Source organism: Flagellimonas olearia (assembly GCF_004150225.1).
Taxonomy (GTDB): Bacteria; Bacteroidota; Bacteroidia; order Flavobacteriales; family Flavobacteriaceae; genus Flagellimonas; species Flagellimonas olearia.
On sequence record NZ_ML142912.1, the window covers coordinates 1 to 19,815 of the forward strand.

Annotated in this window: 13 protein-coding genes and 1 pseudogene; 11 read left to right on the forward strand and 3 right to left on the reverse strand. The window is 47.4% G+C overall.

What is annotated here, in order from left to right; translation table 11 throughout:
* Nucleotides 1-299 (reverse strand): annotated as a pseudogene (locus DN53_RS13320) (gfo/Idh/MocA family oxidoreductase); the annotation flags it as partial.
* 17 nt (nt 300-316) lie between these two features.
* The gene (locus tag DN53_RS13325) at nt 317-1,015 is read right to left on the reverse strand and encodes a 3-keto-disaccharide hydrolase (protein ID WP_313790143.1); all 699 of its coding nucleotides are present in this window, start codon (nt 1,013-1,015) and stop codon (nt 317-319) included.
* A gap of 204 nt (nt 1,016-1,219) precedes the next feature.
* Here DN53_RS13325 and DN53_RS13330 point away from each other — a divergent pair, with 204 nt between their 5' ends.
* The 11 genes from DN53_RS13330 to DN53_RS13380 all read left to right on the forward strand — a co-directional run bounded on the left by DN53_RS13330 (nt 1,220) and on the right by DN53_RS13380 (nt 18,231).
* The gene (locus DN53_RS13330; RefSeq protein WP_129654922.1) at nt 1,220-4,354 is read left to right on the forward strand and encodes a VPS10 domain-containing protein; all 3,135 of its coding nucleotides are present in this window, start codon (nt 1,220-1,222) and stop codon (nt 4,352-4,354) included.
* Nucleotides 4,355-4,378: 24 nt separating this feature from the next.
* Entirely contained in the window at nt 4,379-7,501 is a 3,123-nt protein-coding gene (locus tag DN53_RS13335) for a VPS10 domain-containing protein (RefSeq protein ID WP_129654924.1), read from the forward strand.
* A gap of 18 nt (nt 7,502-7,519) precedes the next feature.
* Nucleotides 7,520-8,065, forward strand: a complete 546-nt coding sequence (locus DN53_RS13340; RefSeq protein ID WP_129654926.1) for a CopD family protein — start codon at nt 7,520-7,522, stop codon at nt 8,063-8,065.
* Between the two features lie 183 nt (nt 8,066-8,248).
* A complete protein-coding gene (locus DN53_RS13345) occupies nt 8,249-9,658 on the forward strand; it encodes a sensor histidine kinase (RefSeq protein ID WP_129655371.1) in 1,410 nt (469 codons plus the stop codon).
* A gap of 45 nt (nt 9,659-9,703) precedes the next feature.
* Nucleotides 9,704-10,486, forward strand: a complete 783-nt coding sequence (locus tag DN53_RS13350; protein ID WP_129654928.1) for an enoyl-CoA hydratase/isomerase family protein — start codon at nt 9,704-9,706, stop codon at nt 10,484-10,486.
* 27 nt (nt 10,487-10,513) lie between these two features.
* A complete protein-coding gene (locus DN53_RS13355) occupies nt 10,514-12,064 on the forward strand; it encodes a hypothetical protein (RefSeq protein WP_129654930.1) in 1,551 nt (516 codons plus the stop codon).
* Nucleotides 12,065-12,222: 158 nt separating this feature from the next.
* A complete protein-coding gene (locus tag DN53_RS13360; protein ID WP_129654931.1) occupies nt 12,223-13,176 on the forward strand; it encodes a DNRLRE domain-containing protein in 954 nt (317 codons plus the stop codon).
* A 491-nt stretch (nt 13,177-13,667) separates the two neighbouring features.
* Nucleotides 13,668-14,756: a collagen-like protein gene (locus DN53_RS13365; RefSeq protein WP_129654933.1), complete on the forward strand. Its 1,089-nt coding sequence runs from the start codon at nt 13,668-13,670 to the stop codon at nt 14,754-14,756.
* Nucleotides 14,757-15,325: 569 nt separating this feature from the next.
* Nucleotides 15,326-16,399, forward strand: a complete 1,074-nt coding sequence (locus tag DN53_RS13370) for a PA0069 family radical SAM protein (RefSeq protein WP_129654935.1) — start codon at nt 15,326-15,328, stop codon at nt 16,397-16,399.
* Nucleotides 16,400-16,543: 144 nt separating this feature from the next.
* Nucleotides 16,544-16,894 carry a YciI family protein gene (locus DN53_RS13375; protein WP_129654937.1) on the forward strand — a complete coding sequence of 117 codons (351 nt, stop codon included), beginning with the start codon at nt 16,544-16,546 and terminating at the stop codon, nt 16,892-16,894.
* An 89-nt stretch (nt 16,895-16,983) separates the two neighbouring features.
* The gene (locus tag DN53_RS13380) at nt 16,984-18,231 is read left to right on the forward strand and encodes an RNA polymerase sigma factor (RefSeq protein WP_129654939.1); all 1,248 of its coding nucleotides are present in this window, start codon (nt 16,984-16,986) and stop codon (nt 18,229-18,231) included.
* Nucleotides 18,232-18,249: 18 nt separating this feature from the next.
* Here the strand turns inward: DN53_RS13380 and DN53_RS13385 are convergent, their stop codons facing one another.
* Nucleotides 18,250-19,731, reverse strand: coding sequence for a vanadium-dependent haloperoxidase (locus tag DN53_RS13385; RefSeq protein ID WP_129654941.1), 1,482 nt, complete (start codon nt 19,729-19,731; stop codon nt 18,250-18,252).
* Between the last annotated feature and the right edge of the window lie 84 nt (nt 19,732-19,815).

Here is a 19,815-nt window from a genome sequence, read left to right on the forward strand (position 1 = left end):
ACGGCATCGATCTGATCGGCCATTTCCTTCAACATGGTGCGGTAATCGAAGAACACACGGGCCGTTGGGTGCAGCTTGCGTGCGGCGGAGAGGTTCACGGCGTCCACATCGCACAGGGCCACGACGTCCACGGAACCGTGGGACGATATGGCACTAAGGTCGGCGGCGCCCATATTGCCCACACCGATGTGGGCGGTGCGCAATCTTTCCTTGAAAGGGGCTCCCTTCAACAACGAAGGGGCCACCATGATGCCCAGGGCACCTACACTACTCTTCTTGATGAATTCTCTTTTATTCATGGGTCGGTTTTAGCGGGTTATAATTTCTTTATCTTGATGTTGCGGAACCATATCGGGCTGGAATGGTCCTGTAGCGCGATGTAGCCGGTCTTGAACTTTCCGTAGTCGGGACTGTTCTTCCATTTGTCCGAGTTCTTCTTTTCCTGCCAGGCCTCGTCCCAAGGGACAAATGACAACAATAGTTCGCCATTGAGCCAGTGCTCCACTTTTTCGGGGGTGAAGACGATCTTGGAGCTGTTCCATTCCCCAACGGGGTGTAGGGTCTTATCGGCCTTCGGGGGATGCATGGCATAATCGGCCCCGGTCTGTTGCAAGGGCTTGAGCTCTTCTGGCTTATCGGTGTAGCCCAGACTGGTATTGTAGGCCGTAAGGTCATGGATGCGGGCATAGTTCTCGTCATCGATGAGCTGATATTCGGGCGATACCACTGGAGGCCCGTCATAGCCTTCCTTGACATGGTAGAAAATACCGCTGTTGCCCCCTTCGGGGAGCTTCCATTCCATGTAGAGCTCAAAATTCTCGAACTCCTCGGCGCCGTAGATGATGTCCTTTCCGCCCTTGTAGTCCTGCTCCATGCCCAGTTCGGTGTCGAAGGTCAGGGTGCTGTCCTTTATGATCCAGCCGGGGGGAAGGGTCTCCATGTTGTAGCCGCGCCAGCCTTCGGTGCTGGTGCCGTCAAAGAGATAGATCCATTCGGACTCTTCCTGTGCTGGCATTTGTGCTGTTTGTGCTGTTTGTTCTTCTTGGGATTTTGATTGGTTTTTGCAGGCTGACATCAGAATAACAAGAACGATGAGCCCAAAATAATTTCGCATAGTGTGGGTTGAGATTTAAATGAGGGAGTTAAAATACAAAATATTGTGAAACCTTTTTTCTTCCTTTTTCATTACATTTAGACACGACTAATTAACACTTTGAAAATGAAGACTTGCTTTTCCAAAATGGGTATGCTGCTGCTTACCTTCACGCTCTGCGTTGCTACCGTTCAATCCCAACGAAAAAAGAAAACCCAAACCACTCCCGAGTATCCGGAGGAAATCTATTCCAGTTTGGAATATCGATTGATCGGTCCGTTTCGTGGCGGTCGCTCCGCTGCGGTTACAGGAGTACCCGGGGAACCCAATCTTTTTTATTTTGGCGCCACTGGTGGTGGGGTTTGGAAGACCACGGATGGGGGTCGATCATGGGAGAATATTTCTGATGGTTATTTTGGAGGAAGTATCGGTGCCGTTGAGGTAGCCAAAAGTGATCCCAATGTAATTTATGTTGGAGGAGGTGAAAAAACCGTACGGGGGAATGTCTCTTCAGGATATGGTGTTTGGAAAACTGAAGACGGAGGAAAGACCTGGGCATCCATGGGGCTTGAAAAAACAAGGCATATCCCCAGGTTAAAGGTACATCCCACAAACCACGATATCGTTTATGCGGCAGTGATGGGTAATATTTATAAGCCCACCAAGGAACGCGGGGTCTATAAAAGTACCGATGGGGGCAAAACCTGGAAACAAGTTCTTTTTGTAAACGATCATGCGGGTGCTGTGGATCTTACCTTGGACCCCAACAACCCAAGAGTATTGTATGCTTCCACATGGAGGGTGCAAAGAACTCCGTATAGCCTAAGCAGTGGCGGGGAAGGTTCTGCACTTTGGAAAAGTACGGATAGCGGAGAGACTTGGACAGAGATTTCAAAAAATGATGGTTTTCCGCAAGATACCTTGGGGATTATTGGTGTGACCGTATCCCCAAAGAACAGCGAAAGGGTATGGGCCATTGTGGAAAACAAGGAAAAAGGAGGCTTGTACCGTTCAGATGATGGAGGAAAAAAATGGACTCGCGTAAACGAGGAGCGCAAATTGCGTCAAAGGGCTTGGTACTACACCCGTGTCTATGCCGATACGGAAGATGAAGATGTGGTCTACGTGCTCAATGTCCAATACCACAGAAGTACGGATGGTGGGAAAACCTTCAATACCTTTAATGCACCACACGGTGACCATCACGATCTTTGGATCGCTCCAGAGAACTCAAAACGGATGATCATTGGGGACGATGGTGGCGCACAGATCAGTTATGATGGTGGGGAAACTTGGAGTACCTATTACAATCAACCCACGGCCCAGTTTTATAGGGTCACTACGGATAACGCCTTTCCATACCGGATCTATGTGGCGCAGCAGGACAATTCCACTTTGCGGATTAACCACCGGAGTGATGACAATTCCATAGGCGAGGACGATTGGGAAGAAACAGCGGGAGGCGAATCTGCCCATATTGCAGTGGACCCCGCCAATGATGATATTGTGTACGGAGGCAGCTATGGAGGATTCCTGACTAGGGTCAACCATAAGAACAAAACTGTTAGGGGCATCAATGTTTGGCCGGATAATCCTATGGGTTACGGCGCCGAGGGAATGAAATACCGTTTCCAATGGAACTTCCCGATCATATTCAGCAAGCATGACCCCAAAAAGCTCTACACCTTTTCCAACCATGTGCACATGAGTACCAATGAAGGGCAAAGTTGGACCTTGTTGAGTGATGACCTTACCCGAAACGATCCCACAAAATTGGTGTCCAGTGGTGGACCCATAACACAGGACAATACCAGTGTGGAATATTATTGTACCATTTTTGCTGCCAATGAAAGCCCTTTAAAAGAAGGTTTGTTGTGGGTAGGAAGTGATGATGGTCTCATCCATGTGACCCAAGATGGAGGAAAAACATGGGAGAATGTAACGCCCAATATCATGCCCGAGTGGAGTATGGTGAACAGCATTGAACCCTCCGCTTTTGATGAAGGGACCTGTTATGTGGCTGCCACCCGTTACAAATTGGGGGATTTTACTCCTTATCTCTACAAGACCACGGATTATGGAAAAACGTGGACCAAAATCACCAATGGGATCAACAACGAGCATTTTACCCGTGTGGTACGCGAAGACCCAAAAAGAAAAGGATTGTTATATGCCGGGACGGAAACGGGAATGTACATTTCCTTCAATGATGGCCAAAATTGGGAGAAATTCCAATTGAACTTACCCATTGTTCCCATTACCGACTTGACCATTAAAGACAACAACCTCATTGTGGCTACCCAAGGGCGAAGCCTTTGGATTATTGATGATCTTACGGTTTTGCATCAACTGGATGGCTCCAAAAAATCGGCAGAGGCCATTTTGTTCCATCCCAAGGACAGTTATCGTACCAAGGGAGGAGTGGCAAAGACTCCTTCCAAGATAGAGGGGCAAAACCACCCAAATGGTGTGGTCACCCATTTTTATCTCAAAAACCTTTCGGAAAAAGACAGCGTAGCCTTGACCTATACCAAAATGAATGGGGATACTTTGGCGTCATACAGCAACTATGCGAAGGACAAGGACAAAAAACTTGCGGCCAAGAAAGGGGGCAATACCCATGTTTGGGATACCCGTGGCAAAGGAGCGGAAAAATTGGAGGGAATGATTCTTTGGTGGGCCAATTTGGATGGCGCCAAAGCGGTTCCGGGAAGCTATAAAGTGCACTTGAATGTGAACGGTGCCGATCAGACCCAGGAATTTAAGATTCTTCCCGACCCCAGGGCGGAAGTTTCCGTGGCCGATATGCAAAAGCAGTTCGATTTTATTACCGGTATCAATGAAACGGTGGACAGGGCCCATCAATCCATAAAAAAGATTCGGAAAATCAATGAAAAGCTGGACGCTTTTGTAAAACAGTACAAGGATAATGAGGCGACCAAGGCCTTGGTGGAAAAGGCCGAAAAAATGAAGGAGGATTTCGGGGAAATTGAAAAGGCGCTTTATCAGACCCAAAACCGAAGCAACCAAGACCCCTTGAACTTTCCCATACGGTTGACCAATAAACTGGCCCACTTGAACAGCTTGGTGTCCATAGACGATTTCCCTCCAACAGAGCAGGATATGGCCGTGAAAAATGAGCTTTCAGGAAAGATCAAGGAACAATTGAATGCTTTTGATGCTTTGGTGGACAAAGAAATTGATGCGTTCAACAATGAGTTCAATCAACTGGAATTGGACTATTTGAGTATTGAGGATTAAAAAGAAACCTAAACCCGACCGGACATGAAAAAAGTAAGCTTTCTTTTAGGGGTGCTTTGTGCTACCCTGACTTTTGGGCAAACCGCCAATGACTATTTCAAACCCATGAAATTCAGGAACATTGGTCCATTTCGTGGTGGACGGTCCGTAACCGCCAGTGGTGTTGTGGGAGATCCCTTGACCTATTATATGGGCACAACAGGTGGCGGATTGTGGAAGACCACCAATGCCGGACAACAATGGGAAAACATTTCGGATGGTTTTTTTGAAATGGGTTCTGTTGGGGCGGTTTCCGTATCGGCCTCCAATCCCAATGTGGTGTATTGTGGGATGGGCGAACATGCCCCCCGTGGGGTAATGACCTCTTATGGGGATGGCGTTTACAAATCCAATGATGCCGGAAAGACATGGATCAAGCTGGGATTGGAAAAAACACAGCATATCTCCCGAATCATTGTGCATCCCACCAATCCAGATATGGTTTATGTGGCGGCGCAGGGAGCACTTTACGGTCCCAATAAGGAACGTGGGGTGTACCGCTCCACCGACGGGGGAAAAACCTGGAAGAACATTCTTTTTGTCAATGAACTTACGGGAGCCGTGGAACTTTCCATGGATGCCAATAATCCCTTGGTGTTGTACGCGGCCATGTGGGAGCACCAACGCAAACCCAATATCGTCATCAGTGGGGGCACCGGAAGCGGATTGTACAAGAGCACCGATGGAGGGGATACTTGGACCGAATTGACCGAAGGGCTTCCCAAAGAGAAAGGGAAAATGGCCATTGCAGTGAGTGCGGCCAATTCCGATAAGGTATATGCCCTGATTGAAAGCGATTCCAATGCAGACAAGGGCGGACTTTTCGTTTCGGGTGATGCCGGGAAAAGCTGGAGCATGGTGAGTGGCGATAACCGATTGGTGCAACGGGCTTGGTACTATATTGAAGTATTTGCCGACCCCACTGACGAGGATACGGTATATGTGCTCAGTGCAGAAATGTTCCGATCGGAAGACGGAGGAAAAACCTGGGAGACCATTTCCGTGCCACATGGTGACACCCATGATCTTTGGATCAATCCGAATAACTCCAAGAACATGGTAATGGCGGACGATGGTGGGGCCACCATAAGCTTTGATTATGGCAAAACGTGGACGCTTCAAGAGAATATGCCCACGGCCCAATTCTATCGCATCAGTACCGATAATCTTTTTCCATACAACATCTATGGTGGGCAACAGGACAACACCTCGGTGAAGATTGCAAGTCTTTCTTTAGGCCGATGGAGCATAAGCCGGGAAGATTGGCATTATTCCGCAGGGGGTGAGAGTGCCTTTTTGGCTTTCGACCCGGACAATCCCAGATATGTGATGGGCGGAAGTTACTTGGGAACCATTGAATTGTTGGATATGGAAACCAAGATGGCCACGGATGTCATGGCGGCTCCCATCCAATATTTAGGGCGTGAGGCCCGGAACATGAAATATTTGTACAATTGGAATGCCCCCATTATTTGGTCCCAACACGAACCCGGAACGTTTTATCACGGAGCGCAGCTAGTGCTTCGCACCCGTGACAATGGGGTTACTTGGGAAGAAATTTCACCCGACCTTACCCGTGATCAAGATGACAAACAGGGCAATGGCGGCGGACCCTATACCAATGAAGCTGTGGGCGCTGAAAACTATGGCACCCTGTCGTACATGATTGAATCCCCCCACGAAAAAGGGATTTTTTATACAGGAAGTGATGACGGATTGGTGCACATTACCAAAAATGGAGGCGAAACTTGGGAAAATATCACCCCAAAAGGACTTCGGGAGTGTTTGATCAATGCCATTGAAGTATCGCCCCATGACCCGGCCACGGTCTATATCGCCACTACGCGCTATAAGTTCAATGACCATACCCCGGCTTTGTACAAAAGTTCGGACTATGGCAAGACATGGGCCAATATCAGCACGGGAATCCCGTATGGTTCCTTTACTCGTGTGGTGCGGGAAGATCAAGTCCGTAAGGGATTGCTATATGCCGGAACCGAAAAAGGGCTTTATATTTCTTGGAACGATGGTAAAAACTGGGAACCATTGCAGTTGAATCTGCCCAAAGCGCCCATCACCGATTTGAAAGTGCATCAGGGAGATTTGATAGTGGCCACTTCAGGACGGTCTTTTTGGATTTTGGACAACATCACGACCCTGTCCCAGTACAAGGCCAATGTCAATGCGCTGCAACTCTTTCAACCAGAGGATGCCGTGAACGGATTTTGGTTCAGCCCCCTTGACAGCAACTCAAAAGAAGTGGAAGGGACCAACCCTTACGAAGGGGTGAATCCCGCCAATGGCATGGTCATCCACTACAATCTTCCCAAAGCCATGGACAGTACCGAGATCACTTTGGAGATTTTGAACCAACAGGGCAAGGTAGTGCGCAGTTTCACCTCGGAAAAGGACAAGGACTACAAACCCCATCATGGGGGTGGGGCACCTCCGGCACCAGTGTTGGGTACGGATAAAGGATTGAACCGTTTTGTATGGGACTTAAAGACTCCGATAATCCCGGGCATACCCGATGTGTATATTGAAGCCAATTTCACAGGGCATAAGGTCCCTCCCGGCAGCTACACGCTCCGGTTAAAGGCAGGTGGGGAAACCGTAACCACCACAGGTACTGTGCTAAGCCCTCCCAATACCAATATGACTCCCGAACGGTACAGGGAACATGATGTGTTTATGACAGAATTGGAAACCAACCTTACTGATATGCACCAAAAGATAAACGACCTTTTCAAGGTGCAGGGGCAGCTAAAGAAGTTATTGGAAGAGTTGGACAATGAAAACTTGAAAGCAGAAGGCAAAGCCCTACTGGAGAAGCTCAAGGCATGGGATGAGGATATGGTACAGCGAAAGTCGCAGGCCTATGACGATGTGGAGAATTTCCCCAACAAGTTCTCGGCAGAATATTTGTTTTTGATGAACCAGAGCAACAGTGCCTTGCCCCGAATCAATCAACCATCAAAAAACCGCAAGCGGGAATTGGATGCGCAATGGGTTGGACTTAAACAAAGAGCCGTAACTTTGATGACTGCCGATATCCCCAATTTTAACAAGAAGCTTTGGGAAAATGGGGTAGGGGCACTTCGATTGTAATCGTAAAAAAGCGTACTGTTGATTTACCCATATATTAAATCCTTGCACCTCATCTTTGTGGTCACCTGGTTCGCGGGACTGTTCTATATTCCGCGTTTGTTCATCTACCATATTGAGGCCTGGCAAAAACCCTCCCCGGAGCGGGAAATATTGACCGACCAATTGAAGCTGATGACCAAACGCCTATGGTACATCATCACATGGCCTTCGGCCATTCTGTGCACACTGTTTGCGGTTTGGATGCTTATTTTGATGCCCTCTTGGCTACAACAACCTTGGATGCATGTAAAACTGGGATTTGTGCTGTTGCTGTTCGCATATCATTTTAAATGCCATCAAATTTTTAAGCAATTGCAGCGCGATGAGGTAACATACACCTCCAAGTTTATGCGCATCTGGAACGAAGGGGCCACCTTGATACTCTTTGCCATCGTATTTCTGGTGATTCTTAAAAGTGCCTTCAATTGGATTTATGGGGTCATCGGTATTGTGGTGCTGGGCATTCTTTTGATGTTGGGCATTCGACTTTATAAACGTATACGGGACAAGAATCCCAATGCTTAGGAAAGTTCAAATATTAAGTTCAAGCGCATGCTCAGTTAAATTAGTAGGAACCTAATTTTGAGCTTGAAACTTGAACTTGCACTTACTCTAGTGCCTCATTTGGCTCGATAATTGCTTAAATTTACCTCAAACCAAATACGCTTGTTCAGTAAATTATCCTTACGATCCCGGATATTCTTCAGCATGATATTGTTGGTGGTCATTGCCTCCGTATTGATTGCCGGGGTTACCATTTACCAGTATAGCGAACAGGGCAGGGACTATCATGAGAATAGGGTGGAGCGTAAGGAAGAGCAGGTGCTCCAAAGCATTGCCTACACCATACGGGAAACCACCTACCCGGTGAACACGGAAAACCTCGGATTGATCTTTAGGGATGAAATCTACAAGATTGCTGATGTCCAAAATGTCAACTTTAATATTTACGACCTCGAGGGCAGTCTGATCAAAAGCTCTAGGCCCAGTTTTGAGGCCGATTCCATTTCCAATTGTTTGGATGCACAGATTCTGAACCATCTACGGGACAGTGATGACAAGCGATATGTTCAGGAACAGCGTGCCGCCGGCGATAATTACCAAGCCACCTACACCTACATCAACGATACAAGGTTTAAACCCATCGGGATCGTAAACCTTCAGTACTTTGAGGACAATACCTTCAACAATAAGGAGCTTACCGAGTTTCTCTTGCGTTTGGGGGGGGTGTACCTGATCATGTTGTTCTCCGCCATTTTCCTCGCGTACTTCATTTCAAAATACATTACCCGATCCCTCCAGACCATTTCCGATAAGATCAACCGGACCAACCTTACTAGGCGGAATGAAAAAATATACATTGAAAGCCCCGGGCAGGAAATTGGGAAACTGGTGGATTCGTACAACAGAATGATCGATGAATTGGAGGAAAGTGCCGTAAAATTAGCCAAGAGCGAACGCGAACAGGCATGGCGTGAAATGGCCAAACAAGTGGCTCATGAAATCAAAAACCCCTTGACACCCCTACGGCTTACCGTTCAGAATTTTGAACGCAAGTTCGACCCCCAGGACCCCGAGATCCAAACCAAGGTCAAGGAATTTTCAAAGACTTTGGTGCAGCAAATCGACACCATGAGCAATATCGCCACGGCCTTTTCCAGCTTTGCCAATATGCCCGCCCAGCAGAACGAGACCTTGAATGTGGTGAAGATCGTGAAGTTGGCCTTGGAGATTTTTACGGAAGACTACATCCATTTTATTGCAGACGAGGAAGAGATCATCGCCAAACTGGACCGCACCCAATTGATCAGGGTCATTACCAATCTGGTGAAAAATGCCATACAGGCCGTCCCCGAGGTGCCTTCTCCCCGAATATTGGTAACCGTTTCCTCGGAAGGGGAACAGGTAAAGATTTCGGTGGCGGACAATGGGGTGGGCATTTCGGATGGGTACAGGCAAAAGGTCTTTGAGCCCAAGTTCACCACCAAATCAAGCGGAACCGGCCTTGGTCTGGGAATGGTAAAGAACATTGTGGAAAACTACGGAGGAACCATTAACTTTACTTCACAAGTAGGTAAGGGAACCGTGTTTACCGTAAGGTTTCCAAAGCAATCTTAGGCATTAGTCAGGTCGAGCGCAGTCGAGACCTCAAAATAACAACACATGGACTACGAAAACATCTACATCGAAGAAGAGAACAGTATAGCCACCATCACCATTGATCGGCCCAAAAAACTGAATGCCCTCAACAAACGGACCATAGAGGAACTGCATGTGGCCGTGAAGGAGTTGGATGAGGATGCCGACACCAAGGTCATCATCATTGTGGGAAGTGGTGAAAAGGCTTTTGTGGCCGGGGCGGACATCTCGGAATTTGCCCACTTTTCGGTCAAAGAAGGGCGTCAATTGTCTGCCATGGGCCAAAAAAACCTGTTCGATTTTATTGAAAACCTATCCACACCCGTGATTGCGGCCATCAATGGCTTTGCATTGGGTGGCGGATTGGAGCTGGCCATGGCCTGCCATTTTAGGGTAGCGAGCACCAATGCCAGAATGGGTCTCCCCGAAGTCTCCCTCGGGGTCATCCCCGGTTATGGGGGTACACAGCGCCTCCCACAGCTTGTGGGCAAGGGTAGGGCCATGGAAATGATCATGACGGCAGGTATGATCGATGCGGACAAGGCCTTCGCCTACGGTTTGGTGAACCATGTGGTGTCCCCAGAGGAATTAGTGCCCTTGTGCATTAAAATAGCAAGCAGGATATCGAATAATTCCACTGTGGCGTTAAAACAGGCAATAAAAGTGGTAAATGCTGGTTTTAAGTATGATGTTGATGGTTATGCCGCCGAAATAGACGCCTTTGGCCATTGTTTTGGGACCGATGACTTTAGGGAAGGCACATCGGCCTTTTTGGAAAAGCGCAAGGCAGATTTCCCCGGCTCATGACCGTTGGCGAGACCAACCCAAATCGAAATGAAAAAACAAATCGTCCTGTTGGGCCTTCTTCTCATGGGCATTGTGGCACAGGCCCAAAAAATGCCCGTTTCCTATAATTTTGGTGAAAAATACAACGACCGCTATCGCTATTCCAACCTCTTGACCATTGATGATGACGGTACCGGGGGCTATATCTTGGTCCGGGCCTACTACCAAGGCCTGATCTTAAGGCCCAAAGGCTACCTCATAGAACACTACAATGCCGATCTGGAACTGGTCACGGAGTACAATTACAAGCTCAAGGGGCTCGACTTTGTGGACGGGTTCCTGAAAAACGGCCAATTGAACCTCATGTTCCTCAACTATAATGAGGGTAGGCACGAATACGAATATTGGGTGCATTCCAGCCCTATCATCGCGTTTGACTTTAAGGAGAAAAAACTGCTTTCCATCAGCTCGGAGCAGGTGGATGATCCCGTGGGGAAAAACTACTACAACCGGAACTTTTCCAAAGGATTTACCACGGCCATTCTTTTTGATGAGGACAAAAGGGGCTTTGTGATCAGTACCCACCACAAAAGAGGCAAGGACAACAAGCATATGATCCATATGTTCGATACGGCCCTCAACAAAAAATTCGAGTTCGACTTCTCTGGCGAGATCGAAGAAAAGAACTACGCTTTTGAGAATGTGGCCTTCTCGCAGGACCTGCAGACCGCGTATATTGTGGGGAAAGCCTATTTTAAGAAGAAACGCTTTCAGGTGGACGAGCGCAAGTTCCAGTACGAGCTTATAAGGGTTAACACCAACGGAAGCAGCGCGCAATCGTTCGTGGATCCCGGAAAATACCCCGAAGCGCTCTATCCGGTCCGGTTTAAAAACAGACTGGTCTGTATTGGATTTTATGCCGATAGAAAGGACAATCGCTACAACGGAATCGCCTATTTTGATCTAGATCCCACCTCGCTCGACATCAATTCCCAAAAATACAATCCCTTTTCGCAACAGTTCATGGAAGACAAGTTTGGTAGGGAAGAGGACAAGGAAGTAAAGAATTTGGTCTTCAAAGGGGTGCAGATCGCCCCAAACGACGATATCTTCTTTAATGCCGAGGAATACTTTGTTACCACGGGCATGGAGGTCACAGGTGCCGGACAGCGCATTAAAACGGAACGCTACCACTATAACGACATTGTAAGCGCCAAGTTAAAGCCCAATGGCGAAATGGACTGGGTGCGCAACATCAACAAAACGGAGGTTACCCGAGGCGATGGCGATTATGCCTCCTACAGCTCCTACTGCAAGGATGGCAACACCTACTTCTTTATCTGTACCGCAGCAGACAACCCACAACTTATTGGTAACGAACGTCTTATCTTTAAACAGGGTTTTAGCCGAAACCGCAATGTGTTCATGATCTCCTTGGACCCGAACGGCGTTTTGGACTACGAAAAGATCATAGACCAACAAGAGGCCCGTTTGCCCCTTATGGTCTCCAAACCCTTAAAAGATGCCACTGCGGACCAAATGTTGTTCTACGCCAAACGGGGTGGTAAAAAGCAGTTGGTCAAGGTAGATTTCAACTGATCGCCCACAAAAAGCAGCTTAAAATTCCCACAGCAGATTTCATCCGTCAATCCTAAAGGGCAATCCGTCAACCCAAACGGGTCAAGGGTCAACTAGGCCCCAAAATACCCAATGGCCCCGCGTACTTTTGGTTTCAGATAACAATTAAATAAAAAATTATGAAATCAATTAAAGTACTGGGCATGGCTCTTTTGGGAATGTCCATCATTTTGGCCTCTTGTTCTGCAGAAGATGGGGAAAAAGGGGATCAAGGATTGCAAGGAGCCAAGGGCGACACAGGAGATAAAGGTGATCAAGGAGAACAAGGTATTCCTGGGGAAGACAAGCCCAATGTGGATTTTTATTTCCAAAATGGTTTTAGCGATTATACAGATACTCAAGATGCAAGCATTGTACCGCCTAATATTGGGAGCGATGACCAGGAATTACAACTTCTCTATTCAAATAATGGCCTAGTGACAACGGAAAGAAGATCAGTGTTGCGCTTTGACAATATTGCTGATGAAATTACTGCTACCTTGGTTGGTGATGGGGAAAACTGTGCAGACGCTTTTCGTGTAAACAAGGCAACTTTATATGTATACCTAACTGGCTATACAAATCAAGATTATGATAATCTATTCATGAAAATTGGTTTTTATGGAGAGGATGAACCAACTTTTGAGCAAACAGAAGCTACATGGACATTTGCCCATGAGAATGAGTATTGGGCGGCAGATGGAGGAGAAGCAGCTACATGGGCAGGATTCTCAGGCTCTGACGATTATACATTCTTGCTCCCCAAGGGTTCCGGTGAAGCTTATGGTTGGTTTCCAATTATGTTGCCGAGAAGTGTAGTAGAGAACTGGATCTGTAATACTGGCTCCAACAAAGGAATGCGTTTGCGTATTGACCCTAACAGTGTCGATCTTGGACAGGGTTCAATTGATATTGCTTCAAGTGAAAATCCTAATACAGACCTAAGACCCCTTTTGGTCATCGAGACCGAGGATGTAGAGCCATCTGCTACTACCAAAATGGCCCCAAGCGGCAAGGCCAAAGATTGGGAGAACCTATCCTATGAAGAAAAAATGGCGCCCCTGTACCGCTACTTTGCGGCCAAGGGCCTATAACAAGCTTTCCCTTTCCCATACCTACCTGCAGAGAGAGTCCCGTCCGGGGCTCTTTCTTTTTGTGTCATTTCGAACTGTCATCCTGAGCGCAGTCGAAGGAGCATGTGAGAAATCTAAAGGTTGCCAGTGAACTATGGGATTTCTCGTTCCACTCGAAATGACATCAAGACTTCATCTCATTTCTGACTCTGTTTTGAGCCTTGCCTTGAGCCAAGTCGAAAGGGTAGTCGAAGGAGCGGTCGAGAACACTTACGGGCTTCCCTTAACCTTTGACCCTTCACACCATCACCTTTCGCCTAGCCCCATCTACTTTAATTCCAAGATGCATGTAAATTATCGGCCTTGGAACCCTTCAAAAAGTCTTGCTTCAAAACGTTCGTCAATCCTAAAGGGCAATCCGTCAATCCAAACAGGTCACAAGTCAACTAGGCCCCAAAATACCCAATGGACCTGTTTACTTTTGGTTTCATTTAACAAGTAAATAAACAATCATGAAATCAATAAAAGCACTGGGCATGGCCCTTTTGGGAATGTCCATAATCTTAGCTTCTTGTTCCGGGGAAGACGGACAAACAGGTCCAACCGGCCCTACGGGCCCTGCTGGCCCAACGGGACAAGGAACCCCTGGTGACCCGGGCGCGGATGGACTTGCCTGTTGGGACCTTGACGGTAGCGGAACCGCCGATTTGGAATCGGAAGATATCAACAATGATGGCGTTGTGGATGCTTTGGACTGTCAAGGCGTACCGGGCAATGATGGCCTAAATGGCCAGGACGGTAGCGACAAACCCAATATGGATTTTTATTTCCAGGATGGGTTTAAAGGGTATTCAGGTACTGTGGATGCAACCATTACCAACATCAATGGGGATAATGGGGACAATGGGACCATCTCACAGGTGTCTTTTGCTGAAATGGCAGTGGATAGAAGATACCATGTAATGCGCTTTGATGATATCTCTGAACAGATAACTACTGTATTGGTAGGTCAGGGAGAGAACTGTGCAGAGGCTTTTTATATGAACCGGGCCACCTTGTATATTTATATAACGTCCTATACCAATGATGCCGATCCATTATACCTTAGAGTAGGTTTTTACAATGCCAACGACCCCTTGTTTGTTGAGGCTGAAACCATCTGGACCATGGCAAATGGAACCGATGCATGGCATGGGACAGGTGGGGAAAGTGTTAATTGGGCTGGACCTTTTGTGGGAACAGATAATTATGCTGTCCAATTTGATGCAGGGCAAGGAGTCTCAGGCTCAAACTCAGGATGGTTTCCCATTCAATTGCCCAGAAGTGTAGTTGAGAATTGGATTTGTGACGGAAATACCAATAAAGGAATACGTTTGCGCCTTGATGGTGATAACGCAGTCAATGGAAGTACAATAAGTTTCCCGTCCAGTGAAAACACAAATGCAGACCTAAGACCCCTTTTGGTCATCGAGACCGAGGATGTAGAGCCATCCGCTACTACCAAAATGGCCCCTAGTGCCAAGACCAAAGATTGGGAGAACCTATCCTATGAAGAAAAAATGGCGCCCCTGTACCGTTACTTTGCGGCCAAAGGCCTTTAAAACTTTACCTTTCCTATACCTACCTGCAGAGAGAGTCCCGTCCGGGGCTCTTTCTTTTTGTGTCATTTCGAACTGTCATCCTGAGCGCAGTCGAAGGAGCATGTGAGAAACCTAAAAGTTACCAGTGAAACATGGGATTTCTCGTTACACTTGAAATGACATCAAGACTTCATCTCATTTCTGACCCTGTCCTGAGTCTTGCCTTGAACTGTCATCCTGAGCTCGGTAGAAGGAACAGTCGAGAATACTTATACCCTTGTCATTCTGAGCAGAGCGAAGAATCCCTTTCAGGTACCCATCCCTATGGAAACAGGTCAATGCGATGCTGAACTAAATTCAGCATGACGGCTTCATTTAACTTTTATAAACGTATTGCCCGTTCAAGCCTTGTCCATAGCAGTCGAGAACACTTACTGGCACCCTTCACCCTCCACCTTTGACCTTTCACCTTTGACCTTTGACCTTTCACCCTTTTTCCATGACCCATCACCTTTTACCCTTCACCCATTTAACATTTACCCAACACCAAACAAAGGAAATAATCCATAAATTTGGAATAAATCCAAAAAATGGAACCCAAAGAATACCAAAAAGGCCGAGGCGCCCAAAAAAACACCCCCAACCAATTTTTGCAGCAGGTGTACGAAATAAGGGAAGATTTTCTGGAGTTCTGTCGTTTGGAGGGCGAGGAGGCCGAGAACAACAAGACCCAATACATTCCCATTTTCCCCAAGACCATTGTGAACAAGGTGGACAGCCCCGATGTGGGGATGCTATACTCCATGAACCCTTACCAAGGTTGTGAGCATGGGTGTATTTACTGTTATGCCCGGAATACCCATGAGTATTGGGGCTATAGTGCCGGACTGGATTTTGAACGCCGGATTTTGGTCAAAAAGGCGGCCCCGGAATTGTTGGAGGCCAAGATCAAACACAAAAACTGGAAGGCGTGCACCATTGTGCTTTCGGGAAATACGGATTGCTACCAGCCCGCCGAACAAAAGTTCGAGATTACCCGTAAATGTCTGGAGGTATTTCTAAGATACCGCCACCCTGTGGGCATCATCACCAAAAATGCATTGGTGTTGCGCGATCTGGATATTTTAAAGGAGCTCAATGCCCATCAATTGGTGGGGGTCAATGTTTCGGTGACCTCCCTTTCGGAAAAGACCCGAAGAAAACTGGAACCGCGAACAGCTTCCATCCAAAAAAGGTTGAAGACCATTAAGGTCTTGTCCGAAAACAATATTCCCGTCAATGCGATGTTGGCGCCCATGATACCGGGCATCAACAGTCATGAGCTCTTGCCCTTGGCCAAGGCCGTGGCCGATCATGGGGCCCGTTCGTTTGCCATCACCGTGGTGCGTTTGAACGGGGCAATTGGACAGATTTTTACCGATTGGATCAAAAAGGCCATGCCGGACCGGGCCGAAAAAGTATTGCACCTGATCCAAGATTGCCACGGCGGGTCCATTAACGATAGCCGGTTTGGGATTCGGAGTCGGGGTGAAGGGAAAGTAGCCCAACAGATTCATGATATGACCCACTTGGCCCGCCACAAATATTTTAGGGACCGGCAGTTTCCCAGATTGCGGACCGATCTGCACGAACCCTACAAAAATGGTCAGATGAAATTATTTTGATACGCTCATTTCGAGTTAGTATGCGATGGGGAAATCTATTTTTCAACTATTTTTAGAGAAATGTCCAATCCTTGCCTTTGGTTTCGTCCTTAGGATGAAAACAATATATAACCAGTCCTAAATAAGGACACAAAACGAAACGTGATGAGTAATTTTTTGTATCTGTTCAGAGGTGGCGATGACGCCTTTGACAAATTGTCCCAAGAAGAAAAGCAGGCCCATATGGAAGTTTGGGGTGCATGGATGGGAGGCTTGAGTGAAAAAGGCAAGTTGTTGGACGGACTCCCTTTGGGAAAGGATGGCAAAGTGGTCCGCGATAGGGGCGAAGTGGTCACCAACGGTCCCTTTGCGGAAGGTGCCGAAATGGTGGGCGGATATTTGATCGTATCGGCCAAGGACTATGACGAGGCCGTGGAGATTTCCAAGGGCTGTCCCATTTTTGATTATGAGGGAAGTTTTGTGGAGGTCCGTGAGATCCTTTCCATGGAACACTGATGTAGAAAAAGTCATTTCGAACGAATGTGAGAAATCTAACCATAAGAGATTTGAAATGACGCAATTAAGAAAGTAGTCTTTTAAAAGTAATGTCACAGGACCACCACGCAACCGTAGAACACCTTTTTAGACAGGAATATGGGAAAGTGGTGGCCCTATTGACCCATAAGTTCGGGACTTCGCATTTGGAGCAGATAGAGGATGCCACCCAGGACACTTTTGTGAAAGCCATGCAAGTGTGGGCCTACAAATCTGTCCCCGATAACCCAACGGCTTGGTTGTACCGTGTGGCCAGCAATCGGTTGATCGATGTATTGCGGCGGGACAAAAAAGTGGACCTTCACGACACCGAACGACTCTCCCAACACAGCGGAATAGAACAAAACGGTGACCCGGCCTTGGATGCCACCCTTTCGGACAGCCAATTGAAAATGATATTCGCCTGTTGCCACCCTGCGCTTTCCAAAGAGCATCAAATAGTGTTGAGTCTAAAGCTCATTGGCGGTTTCAGCAATAAGGAATTGGCAGAGGCCCTATTGAAAAAGGAGGAAGCGGTAGCCAAATCCTTTACCCGGGCCAAGAAAAAGTTCCGGGAAGCGGTAAAAATGCTCAAAATCCCTGTGGAAATGGGCCTTCAGTCCCGTTTGTTCCGGGTATTGCAGGTTGTTTATCTCTTGTTTTCGGAAGGCTATGCCGCCACTTCGGGTACCTTGATCGTTAAAAGGGACATTTGTTATGAGGCCTTGCGATTGGCCTTGTTGATGCAGCAAAATACCTATTGCCAACACCCTAATTTGGAAGCATTGATCGCTTTGATGTGTTTTCATGCGTCCCGTTTTGACGCCCGACTGGATGATGAAGGTGCATTGGTCACTCTGGAACATCAGGATCGGAGCAAATACAACCAAGAATTGATTTCGATTGGGATGCGGCATTTGGAGCGTGCAGGGACCCATGACCGCACACCTTCCAAATATCATTTGGAAGCAGCCCGATCGTATTACCATTCCACGGCCAAAAGTTTTGTGGAGACCGATTGGAAGAACATCCTGTATCTATATGACTTGCAACTGAAATTGGAACCTTCACCTATGGTGGCCTTACATCGCATCGTGGCCTTTGCCAAAATCCATGGTGCCGAAAAAGCATTAGGGGAACTGAGGCAACTGGAGCAGAAAAACGATTTTACCGATCAAGCCCTATACCATGCCATTAAAGCCGAACTATATTTCGATTTAGGAAAAACCAAGGAGCAAAGGGCTGCTTTGGAAAAGGCCATTGCCCTCACCGAAAATGAACTGGTCAAAGCGCACTATCAAAAGAAAATGAAAACCTAGCGCCCTTAGTGGTGCAGGTTACATATCTTCTTCCCCAACATGCTTTTTATAGAATTTCCAAGCTTCGTGGGCCACATCGCGGCCCAATTCCAATCCGGCAATATTGTCCGATTGGATGTGGTATCCGCCAAGCACCCTTGAAATCCCGGCCATTTCGGCTGTTTTGGTAAACGTGGGAAACTTAAGGGTCACGGTGTCCCCAAGGTTCTCCGGTTCGGTAAGCGAACCCGCCACGAGTTCCACTTCGGAACCAAACTCATCGCTGCCCGTCCAAAGTTTCAATGCTTCGGCACAGCCCCCACTGATGGTACTGTGGCCCGAGGTGTAACTTGGAAAAGGTGGGCACAAGAACGTATCCGGGGAATAGGGGCGCCATTGGCTGCCATCCATCTCTACCATTCCTTTTCCGACCCCGCCCCATGCTTTGATTTTTTGCTGGTCGTAATATTCGTGTACCAAGGCGAACGGTCTGGCAAAGTCATAGAACATTTTGCTGTCCCATGAGGCAATGAAGGCATCCATGGCCACCACTTGGTTGTAGAAGAACATTTTTACATCTTGATCCAAGGTGTGGTTGTCCCTAATGGATACTTCTTGGGCAAACTTCAACCAGTGGCCTGCTTGTTGTACCGATTGTGGCCCGTCCCGCATGAACTCCACCAAGGCTTTTTGCTCGTCGGTGAGGTTGGCCTGCATCTCAATGACTTCCTGTACTTCTTTCTCCAACTGTTCCGAGCCAATTTGTGGAGGAGGTCCGGGTCTGAATTGGTCTCCGGATTTCATGGATATGGGGGTTACCTTGTCCCAAAAAGGGGTAAGGCACCCTGGGGCAAACTGCCCACCTTTTCCATCTGAAAAGTATTTGGGTTGCCAGCGGTTGGGATCCACATTGTTGTCCACGGAATTTATAGGCTCATACCCTACATAATTGAAATAAGGCACCCCATTGGAACCTTCTTCCTCCCCATATTGATTGGCACCATCTCCCTTTCGGGCCTCAATGACCGCTTTGGCGGCCAAATTACCGATGCCCTCTGGGGTATTGGGGTCCAAACTTTCATTATTGGGGTCCAATCCGAGCTCTTTCATAAAATCGGTAAAGAGTTCTTTATCCGAATAGTAATACTCGTTCATGGCCCTATATGCAGCATAACTGATGGCAATCTCCTTGTTTTTCAGGGTCTGTTCATCCATTGGACGTCGGTCTACTCCCTCCAGATACACAGGGATGGCTTTTTCATCGTAGCGGGACCAAGCATCAAAGATGGAAACAAATATCAACCCTAAAAATCTAGAGGTTATGGTAGGTCTTGGTTTAAATTTTTCAGTGTCGTTGGCCGTGGCAGTAATGGCCATTTGGCTCCATTGGTAGGCAATGTTTTCGGCTCCCATGGGTTGGGCCGCTTCCGCCACATTTTGGCTTTCTTTTCCGTTAGAGCCTTGCTTACAGGCCATAACGACTGCCAATGCAAATAGCAGTAAGAATGCTTTTTTCATCATAGGTGTGTTGTTTAGAGAAGTTACATCAGATGGATATGGACCGTTTGCTGCCCATATCCATCGTGCAATGTAGTAATTTTGAGA

Bases quoted from the DNA above. Each gene is read 5' to 3' on its own strand.
- DN53_RS13385 (WP_129654941.1), bottom strand. From the start codon at position 19,731: ATGATGAAAAAAGCATTCTTACTGCTATTTGCATTGGCAGTCGTTATG.
- DN53_RS13330 (WP_129654922.1), top strand. From the start codon at position 1,220: ATGAAGACTTGCTTTTCCAAAATGGGTATGCTGCTGCTTACCTTCACG.
- DN53_RS13370 (WP_129654935.1), top strand. From the start codon at position 15,326: ATGGAACCCAAAGAATACCAAAAAGGCCGAGGCGCCCAAAAAAACACC.
- DN53_RS13355 (WP_129654930.1), top strand. From the start codon at position 10,514: ATGAAAAAACAAATCGTCCTGTTGGGCCTTCTTCTCATGGGCATTGTG.
- DN53_RS13360 (WP_129654931.1), top strand. From the start codon at position 12,223: ATGAAATCAATTAAAGTACTGGGCATGGCTCTTTTGGGAATGTCCATC.
- DN53_RS13335 (WP_129654924.1), top strand. From the start codon at position 4,379: ATGAAAAAAGTAAGCTTTCTTTTAGGGGTGCTTTGTGCTACCCTGACT.
- DN53_RS13375 (WP_129654937.1), top strand. From the start codon at position 16,544: ATGAGTAATTTTTTGTATCTGTTCAGAGGTGGCGATGACGCCTTTGAC.
- DN53_RS13345 (WP_129655371.1), top strand. From the start codon at position 8,249: ATGATATTGTTGGTGGTCATTGCCTCCGTATTGATTGCCGGGGTTACC.
- DN53_RS13365 (WP_129654933.1), top strand. From the start codon at position 13,668: ATGAAATCAATAAAAGCACTGGGCATGGCCCTTTTGGGAATGTCCATA.
- DN53_RS13380 (WP_129654939.1), top strand. From the start codon at position 16,984: ATGTCACAGGACCACCACGCAACCGTAGAACACCTTTTTAGACAGGAA.
- DN53_RS13325 (WP_313790143.1), bottom strand. From the start codon at position 1,015: ATGCCAGCACAGGAAGAGTCCGAATGGATCTATCTCTTTGACGGCACC.
- DN53_RS13350 (WP_129654928.1), top strand. From the start codon at position 9,704: ATGGACTACGAAAACATCTACATCGAAGAAGAGAACAGTATAGCCACC.